The organism is Vibrio sp. AND4 (genome assembly GCF_000171815.1).
In the GTDB taxonomy this organism is placed as follows: domain Bacteria; phylum Pseudomonadota; class Gammaproteobacteria; order Enterobacterales; family Vibrionaceae; genus Vibrio.
Genome location: NZ_ABGR01000143.1, coordinates 1 through 840, shown reverse-complemented (window position 1 = coordinate 840; position 840 = coordinate 1). Strand labels below are relative to the sequence as shown.

General features: G+C 46.2%; 2 protein-coding genes. One reads left to right on the top strand and one right to left on the bottom strand.

The features are described from left to right. On the top strand, nucleotides 1-421 hold a 421-nt coding region (locus tag AND4_RS19280), incomplete at its 5' end, for a transketolase C-terminal domain-containing protein (RefSeq protein ID WP_009844672.1). 113 nt (nucleotides 422-534) lie between these two features. Here the strand turns inward: AND4_RS19280 and AND4_RS19275 are convergent. After that, the coding region (locus tag AND4_RS19275; protein ID WP_043991968.1) for a phosphatidylglycerophosphatase A at nucleotides 535-840 on the bottom strand (306 nt) is incomplete at its 5' end.

Genomic DNA, 840 nt, shown 5'->3' with positions numbered 1-840 from the left:
CACAGACATTGAGTCAACATTTACTGCGCTCGAAATCGGTAAGGGTCGCGTGGTTCGTAAAGGTGAGAAAGTGGCTATTCTCAACTTCGGTACTTTCCTGGGTAACGCGCTAGAAGCGGCTGAAAACCTAAATGCAACCGTTGCTGACATGCGGTTTGTTAAGCCGCTCGATGAAGCCTTGATTCGACAGCTAGCCGCTGAGCACGATGTTTTAGTAACCCTGGAAGAAAACGCAATAACGGGTGGTGCTGGTGCTGGTGTGATTGAGTTTATGATGCAAGATAAGATCATCAAGCCTGTACTAAACCTTGGCTTACCCGATCGTTTCATTCCTCAAGGCACTCAAGACGAGCTACATGAAGAGCTAGGCTTAGACGCGAAAGGTATTGAGAAATCAATCTGCGATTATATGGCGAAGTAAGCTCGTACTCACCTTGTTAGTTGGCGAAAAATTGCTGAAAAGTAAACAGAAAAGGGATGCTACCATCGCATCCCTTTTGTTTATCTTTTAATTCTAGAACTTGAGAGAAGGCATTAGATCCAACCTGCATACTTCGCCACTAAGAACAGCGCGACGCCTGCCATAATACCAGCAACGATATCATCAACCATGATCCCCAAACCACCGTGAACACGCTTGTCCAGCCAACCAATTGGCCATGGCTTTACCATGTCAAAGAAGCGGAACAAGATAAAGCCAGTCAGTAGCCACTGCCATTCCGTTATAGGAATATTCAATGCTGGTACCAGACTCATGGTGATCCAAAAGCCCGCAAATTCATCCCATACGATAGACCCGTGATCATGAACCCCCATGTCATCGGATGTCACTTGGCAAAT